This window comes from Microcystis sp. M53603_WE2 (assembly GCF_030065435.1).
The window spans coordinates 1-7213 of record NZ_JASJFF010000766.1; the positions used below are offsets into that span (position 1 = coordinate 1).

Genomic DNA, 7213 nt, shown 5'->3' on the forward strand with positions numbered 1-7213 from the left:
TTGAAAAATTTTGCCTCAAACCCTGTCTGCGTAAGGATTTCAGGAGTTTGTACCCAGTAGTTTATTAGTATTACATTGCTTTAACTCAGGCTCTGTAAGACTTTGAGCCATAGCTAGTATATTTATACGGGGGAAGTTCAGTTATTAAGACCCTGTTGTTGATTAAAACGACTGATGATAGTTTTCTCTGCTAATTGCGATGCTCTAGTCAATAATCCTTCGTAGGATTCTCCCCGTTTAACTGTGATGGGAAGATTAACAGTGGATTGAGCAAAAACCACATCAACGGCGATAATTCCCGTCAGCAGCGTTAAAACAGTAATAGACTTGTACATAGGACAGACGGTTAAACAGGCACTCCCTCGCTAGGGTCGGGATCTTCCCTGTTAGAGTTCCCCGATCGCTTTCTTAAATTACCATGACCGCTCTCTGGCCACAATTGAAATTTTTCGGTAGCGAAATCGTCCTTAGTCCCTAGTAATAGGCAATAGGGGAATAATTGGGGCTGGCTGAATAAATCTAAAAACTTTGTTGGATAATATCTTTAGGCTTTTTTCAAATCAAAAAGTGCCAGCCGAGAGTAATCGGGGGGAAAATTCAGGGACTTTTTTCCTGAAAATGGGTAAAACCCCACACCCCACACCAACGCAAAACTTTTTTAGTATAACCTAATTGTATTTGGCCCCATCGACCAGAGGTTGTTAATTATGACACAAACTAGCGAAACCGTTACCTATTCTCTCGAATCTGTCCTAAAAGAAATTAAAGATAGCATTAAAGAGGTTAATCAGAAAATTGACTCTCTCCAAAGAGATATGGGTCAGAAAATAGATTCCTTTCAGAGAGATGTGGATCAAAAATTTGACACCCTGCAAAGAGATGTGGATCAGAAAATCGACAATCTCCAAAGAGATATGGATCAAAAATTTGACAGTCTCCAAAAAGATGTTAATCAAAAATTTGACAGTCTCCAAAAAGATGTTAATGATTTAAAAGTGGAAGTCACAGAAATCAAAGGAGATATTAAAACTCTTGATCAGAAAGTCGAAACAATGGATAAACGACTAGAAAAAGTTGAAGATAATTATGCAATCTTAGTTAAAGATATTGCTGACTTGAAAGGGTTTAAATCCCTGATTATCCCCATGGTTGTGGCTTTTTTAAGTGCCGTGGTAACTTTGGGATTGCGCGGCTTTTTTCTTGGCAACAAACCTTAATTTTTTATTTCAATAAAGTAGTTATCTGTAAGAGGGGTTTAATTATGACACAAACTAGCGAAACCGTTACCTATTCCCTTGAATCTGTCCTGACAAGAATCGAGAGTAAAATCGACAATCTCCAAAGAGATGTTAATCAGAAAATCGACAATCTCCAAAGAGATATGGATCAAAAATTTGACAGTCTCCAAAGAGATATGGATCAAAAATTTGACAGTCTCCAAAAAGATGTTAATGATTTAAAAGTGGAAGTCACGGAAATAAAAGGAGATATTAAAACTCTTGATCAGAAAGTCGAAACAATGGATAAACGACTGGAAAAAGTCGAAGATAGTTATGCAATCCTAGTTAAAGATATTGCTGACTTAAAAGGTTTTAAATCCCTGATTATCCCCATGGTTGTGGCTTTTTTAAGTGCCGTGGTAACTTTGGGATTGCGCGGCTTTTTTCTTGGCAATAAACCTTAAATATATCGGTGAATATTTTAATCATCAAGTTTATTTTGTAATCTACCAATAAAATCCATGAGTTTTTGTATTAATCCTCATTGTCCCAAACCGAAAAGTATCACGGAGAGTCGTTACTGTCAATCCTGTGGTTCCGACTTGCTTTTAAATGGTAAATATCGAGTCACAAATTTATTGAGTGCCAAAGGTGGATTTGGTAATACCTATGAAGTGATAGATGAACGTAAAATACCCAAAGTATTAAAAGTTCTTACCTACGATTCTAGCAAAGCTATTGATTTATTTCAACAGGAAGCCAATCTTTTAAAACAATTAAATCACCCCGGTATTCCCAAAGGAGAAAACTATTTTATTTATCATCCCCGGGAGAGTCAAACTGCTTTACACTGTTTAGTCATGGAGAAAATTGCTGGTATTGACTTAGAAGAACATCAAAAACAAAGAGGATTTAAACCGATTGATTATAATCTCGCTTTGGATTGGTTAACTCAGTTAGCTAATATTCTCCATGAAGTTCATAAACATAAATTCTATCATCGTGATATAAAACCTTCTAATATTATCTTAAAACCCGATGGTCAATTAGTTTTAATTGATTTTGGGGCAGCGCGACAAGTGACTAAAACTGTCCTAGCAGGAGGTAAAAATACAGGAATTTATACCCCCGGATATGCTCCTCCTGAACAATCTCTTGGTCACTCTGTCCCCCAATCAGACTTTTATGCTTTGGGCAAAACTTTCGTCTTTTTGTTAACCGGTAAAGAACCCAGTGACCCGAAAATTTACAATATTAATACCAATGAATTTAACTGGCGTAAATATGCGCCAAATATCCCTTCTCGATTAGCAGATTTTATCGATAATTTAATGGCAGAAAAACCTATTGATCGACCTAAAGACACCAAAACTTTGCTAAAAATTATTACTGATATTAAAGCCAATACCCATCAAACTAAAAAAACTAAAAAAACTAAAAAAACTAAAAATTCTTCTCTTGAAAAACCTAAAATTATTCCTATTCCCAATCCTGCACTTATTTCTTTACTCGCTGCAATTTCTCCCAGTTATGCTGGGTTTTGGCTCCGGTTAAAAGCCTCTTTAATTGATTCTTTTATCGTTCTTATTATCGCCGCTTTATTAGGTGGTTATATCTGTTTTCGCTTACAACAATGGTCAACTTTTCAAGATTTAAACCTTGATTTTGATATAGCCAAAGAAATCTGGGTTTACTACGCAGCAGGATTAAGTGCAGCTGGAACAACAATTTTTGGTTTTGCTTTATTTATAGCGGCAATTATCTATAATATTCAAGCCAAAGTTAACTTTACTCACGAACATATTGCCATCCTGACCGCTCTCGGTTTAGGAATAGTTATTAAATGGTTATATTATGTTTTCTTAGAATATCTTTTTAAAGCCACTATTGGTAAAATGTTTTTTGATTTATCCGTCACCGATAGCCAAGGCCGACGCATATCTTTTGCAAGAGCAAATCGCCGCTACTTACTAAAATATCTCTCCACTGCTCCCTTATATTTGGGCTTTTTACTGGCAGCCTGGACAAAGAAAAAACGCGCCCTTCATGACATGATTTCTGGTACACAAATCCGCAAGAAAAAGTAACCAGATGCTAGAAAAGTAGGGAGATGAGAGCGGGACGATAGGATAAAATTAACTACAATAGGGACAAGATATTCCTGCTCGGTAATTGGGGGACTGTTTATCTTTTTCATCGATGGGATGACCGCAAGCGGGACACATTTCATAATGTCCTACCTCTAAATTAGCTGTTAGTGCCACTCTTTGATCGAAAACAAAACATTCTCCTTGCCAAAGACTCTGATCAGGACTAACTTCTTCTAAGTATTTCAAAATACCTCCCTCTAGCTGATAAACTTGAGAAAAACCTTGATTTAATAAAAAAGCTGCCGCCTTTTCACAGCGAATTCCCCCCGTACAAAAAAGAGCTATTTTTTTATCGTTAATACGATCAAAATTGTCGTGAATATACTCAGGAAATTGGCGAAAATGCTGGATTTCTGGGTTAAGCGCTCCCGCAAAAGTACCGATCGCCACTTCATAATTATTACGAGTATCGATCACTACCACGTCCGGCTCTTTCAGCAATTGGTTCCACTCTTCAGTTTTGAGATGAATTCCTGTGTTTTCGAGAGGATTAGCCTTGGGTTGACCAAAAGTCACAATTTCCTGTTTTAAGCGAATTTTTAAGCGTTGAAAGGGCAAATAATCACAAACAGACTCTTTCACCTCTAGATTAGCTAAACGAGTATCGGTTTTTAACCAACTAATCACCTCTGCGATCGCTTGACTGTTCCCGGCGATCGTTGCATTAATCCCCTCGGCTGCCAGAAGAATAGTTCCTTTAATTCCTCTTTCTTGGCAGTATTTTTGTATTTCTGGCTGTTTTTGACGATAATCTGACAAAGCCACAAACTGGTAAAAAGTGGCGACTAGATAAGACATGGCAGGCAAGGGAAAAATTAACTTGTAATATTTTTCACTATAGGTTATGATAACGAAAGTGTCCTAAAAACCAGATCGGGGGTTTAGCTCAGTTGGTAGAGCGCCTGCTTTGCAAGCAGGATGTCAGCGGTTCGAGTCCGCTAACCTCCATAGTCCTGACTGATTTCCCCTTGCTTGGTGATTAGCTCAAGTCTTCTTGGGGAGACAATTAGCTAGGGGTTGCCGAAAAAATCTAAAAACCTTGTTGGGTAAGACTTTTAGACCTTTTGTCAATCAAAAGGTACCAGATATGGGAGTGATCGGGGGGAAAATCCCTGGACTTTTTCCCTGAAAATTAGGTAATTGACCCCCTCAAAATCGGTAAAACCCTACACCCCACACCCCACACCCCACACCCTGTCCCCACGAAAAACTTTTTCAGCAGACCCTAGTTAATTATTAAATGATGTCTCGTACCTATCAAGCTACTGGAATCAATCTACAAGGAATGGCCTTCGGAGAAGCCGATCGCCTCTTAACTATTTTGACCGCCGAATATGGTTTAATTAGAGCCATCGCTCCCGGTGCGCGCAAGTATAAATCTTCCCTCCGGGGTAGAAGTGAACTATTTGTGGTCAATAATCTGTTGATAGTCGCAGGAAAATCCCTAGATAAGGTCGTTCAAGCTGAAACTATCGAATCTTATCCCAAATTAAGTCAAAATCTCGCCAAACTCACCGTTAGTCAATACCTCTGCGAACTGGTTTTAGCGATCGCACTGAGCGAACAACCCCAGAGGGAATTATACGAATTAATCTGCAGCCATCTGGCCAGAATTGAAGTCCTCGACGAGAATCAATACATACTTCCCTACCTTTGTCAAGCAATTTTTCATTTCTTAATAATTGCCGGCTTAGTGCCGCAAGTCCATAACTGCCTGTTGACGGGAAAAGCCTTAATTGGGGACAATTGCCTAGGATTTAGTTTCGAGGCAGGGGGCATAATAGATCTAGCTGCCCTCACAGAAACAATCAACCCGCCCAAAATCGATAGTAAACTGACGTTGCAAGAACTGCAATTACTGCAATGCCTAGGAAAAACAGATTTTCCCCCACCAGAAAACCTTACCTCAGAACTAGCTTGGATTAACCTCGATCGTTTGCTGCGTCGCTATACTCAATATCATCTGGGAAAAACTTTTCGCTCCTCGGCATTAGTTGAGGGTTTATCTCCCTTAGAATTTTAAACAGATAGCAAAAATCATCATAATGCAACTGTTTGACTCAGAAACTGACGACGCTACGTCCAGCGCCTCCCCCACTCCTGTTTTTAATTCTTCCGATTCCTCACCGAGGCAATCCGACGCAGAAACCATGAACCGCTTGCCTAAACGTGCGCCCAAATCCAATCCCAGTCAGGGTTTTGCCCCAGTGCTAAAAAACCCGCGCTTTCTCATTCTCTGGGCGGGGGGAATTTTTTCCCAATTAGCGGATAAATTCTATTTAGTCCTGATGATCTCCCTAATTGCCACCCATTACCAAGAAGCCGATCAATCGATTAGCGGCTGGGTATCGGCGATAATGATTGCTAATACAATTCCGGCGGTGTTAGTGGGTTCGGTGGCGGGTGTATATGTTGATAGATGGTTAAAAAAACAAGTTTTAGTTATTTCTAACCTTTTACGGGGGGCCTTTGTCCTCGTCATTCCCCTATTATTATGGTTAGTGCGCGGGCAAACTTTAGCCGTTCCCCTCGGTTGGCTGCCGGAAGGTTTAAGAAATTGGCATTACCGGCTACAAGGAGAATTTAATTTACCCTTCGGTTTTTTCCTGTTGTTAGTCATTACTTTTCTTGTCTCCACCTTAACCCAATTTTTTGCCCCTGCCGAACAATCTACCCTGCCATTGGTGGTAAAACGTCGTCATCTTCTACCCGCTAATTCCCTCAACACTTTAACCACCATGGCAGTATTAATTATCGGTTTTGCCATCGGTGAACCTCTATTAGCTTTTGCTGATAGCATTTTCGGCACGAGAGCCGGACAATTTGATATTGGCAAAGTGATGATTGTCGGTGCTTTTTATATAATTGCCGGTTTAATTCTAATTATCCTGCGAACTAGCGAAAAATATGTTATTCCTACCGCAGAACAGCCCCATGTTTGGGAAGATATCCGCGACGGCATTCGTTACCTCAACAAAAATCATAAAGTTCGTAACGCTCTAATTCAATTAGTCATCTTATTCTGTATTTTTGCTGCTCTATCAGTATTAGCCGTCAGTATGGCCGAAAAACTACCCGGGTTAAAAGCCTCTCAATTTGGCTTTTTATTAGCCTCCTGTGGTGCGGGAATGGCAGTTAGTGCGATTACCCTAGGTTATTGGGGTCAAAAATTCTCCCACACCCGATTAAGTCTCTGGGGTTCCCTGGGTATGGCGGCAGCTTTAATCGGTTTATCCCTAGCAACAAAAAGTTTAATTTTAGCCTTCGCTATGACGGCTTTATTAGGGATTTTTGCCGCTTTAGTCGGGGTTCCCATGCAAACTACCCTACAGGCAGATACACCCCCCGAAATGCGCGGTAAAGTCTTTGGTTTAGAAAACAATGCCGTTAATATTGCCCTCTCTTTACCCCTAGCTGTCGCGGGTATCGCCGAAACTCAATTCGGACTCCGACCGGTATTATTAGCTTTAGCAGTTATGGCAGTTATCGGCGGTGGTTTTACTTGGTATGTTTCTCGCAATTTATCTAAAGATTAGCGTAACTTTTCAGTTATCAGTGATCAGTTATCAGTAATCAGTAGTTAGGAGTTAGGAGTTAGGAGTTAGGAGTCAGGAGTCAGGAGATTGAATAGAAAACGGGTTTCTTCAAGAAACCCGTTTTCTGGATCACCCTATTGCAGACAAAGAGCGAGCTAAGGTTAAGGCGGAATGTCTGCGCTTGTTAATTACTTTAAGGTTAAATCCTGCGAAAATGGAATTAATTTCTGGATTTATTGATACTTATCTCAATCTAAATCCGGTCGAAGAGATACAATTTCAAGAAGAGATTAGCACATTTAGTCAA

6 protein-coding genes, 1 tRNA gene and 2 pseudogenes are annotated in these 7213 nt (G+C 39.8%); 7 read left to right on the forward strand and 2 right to left on the reverse strand.

The genetic code is table 11. The annotated features are described in order from the left end of the window. Positions 1 to 143: 143 nt before the first annotated feature. Positions 144 to 335 (reverse strand): annotated as a pseudogene (locus PX481_RS16485) (hypothetical protein); the annotation flags it as partial. Between the two features lie 372 nt (positions 336 to 707). Between PX481_RS16485 and PX481_RS16490 the strand changes: the two are divergent. From PX481_RS16490 to PX481_RS16500, 3 genes are read left to right on the forward strand one after another with little or no spacing between them, the layout of a single operon-like run. After that, positions 708 to 1217: a coiled-coil domain-containing protein gene (locus PX481_RS16490; RefSeq protein WP_002763892.1), complete on the forward strand. Its 510-nt coding sequence runs from the start codon at positions 708 to 710 to the stop codon at positions 1215 to 1217. 44 nt (positions 1218 to 1261) lie between these two features. Further along, positions 1262 to 1684, forward strand: coding sequence for a hypothetical protein (locus PX481_RS16495; protein WP_002763893.1), 423 nt, complete (start codon positions 1262 to 1264; stop codon positions 1682 to 1684). A 57-nt stretch (positions 1685 to 1741) separates the two neighbouring features. Beyond that, positions 1742 to 3307, forward strand: a complete 1566-nt coding sequence (locus tag PX481_RS16500; protein WP_002763894.1) for a protein kinase domain-containing protein — start codon at positions 1742 to 1744, stop codon at positions 3305 to 3307. A gap of 48 nt (positions 3308 to 3355) precedes the next feature. Here the strand turns inward: PX481_RS16500 and trhO are convergent, their stop codons facing one another. Next, positions 3356 to 4168, reverse strand: a complete 813-nt coding sequence (gene trhO, locus PX481_RS16505) for an oxygen-dependent tRNA uridine(34) hydroxylase TrhO (RefSeq protein ID WP_288095042.1) — start codon at positions 4166 to 4168, stop codon at positions 3356 to 3358. Between the two features lie 77 nt (positions 4169 to 4245). Here trhO and PX481_RS16510 point away from each other — a divergent pair. The 4 genes and pseudogenes from PX481_RS16510 to PX481_RS29785 all read left to right on the forward strand — a co-directional run. Further along, positions 4246 to 4318, forward strand: a tRNA-Ala gene (locus PX481_RS16510). Positions 4319 to 4610: 292 nt separating this feature from the next. After that, entirely contained in the window at positions 4611 to 5393 is a 783-nt protein-coding gene (gene recO, locus PX481_RS16515) for a DNA repair protein RecO (RefSeq protein WP_288095043.1), read from the forward strand. Between the two features lie 22 nt (positions 5394 to 5415). After that, complete coding sequence (locus tag PX481_RS16520; RefSeq protein WP_288095044.1) at positions 5416 to 6906, forward strand: MFS transporter; 1491 nt, start codon at positions 5416 to 5418, stop codon at positions 6904 to 6906. Between the two features lie 136 nt (positions 6907 to 7042). Next, positions 7043 to 7213 (forward strand): annotated as a pseudogene (locus PX481_RS29785) (flagellar assembly protein H); the annotation flags it as partial.